At 67.5% G+C, this 388-nt stretch carries 1 protein-coding gene; it reads right to left on the bottom strand.

Annotated features, from left to right (window positions below; genetic code table 11):
• On the bottom strand, nucleotides 1-388 hold a 388-nt coding region (locus EMN46_RS19360), incomplete at both ends, for a transposase (protein ID WP_154202652.1).

The raw sequence follows: 388 nt of genomic DNA, 5'->3' as shown, positions 1-388 counted from the left end.
GGCGTGACCTTGACCCGGCGGATCAGCTTGTAGCGCGCGTCCGCGTTGGCGTGCACCTTGTAGCCGTAGAAGCTCTTGCCGTGCTTCTTGGTCCAGCGCGCGTCGCGGTCGGTGTGCTGCAGCCGCTTGGCATTCCAGCCCTCGGGCCTGCGGCCTTCGTTGAGCGCTTCGCGCTCGTCCTTGTTCGCCTGGGTGAGCGGTGCCTGCACGATGCTGGCATCCACGATCTGCCCGCCGCGCGGGATGTAGCCGTGCTGCTGCAACTGCAGGCTCACCGCCTCGAAGATGGCGCGGCCGCCCAGACCGCCTTGGGCCAAGCGCTGCTTGAAACTCCACAGCGTGCGCGCATCGGGGATGTGCAGTGCTCCGTCCAGGCGGCAGAAGTGCT

This window comes from Ancylomarina sp. 16SWW S1-10-2 (assembly GCF_009669305.1).
In the GTDB taxonomy this organism is placed as follows: domain Bacteria; phylum Bacteroidota; class Bacteroidia; order Bacteroidales; family Marinifilaceae; genus Ancylomarina.
This window is presented reverse-complemented; position numbering and strand designations above follow the sequence as displayed.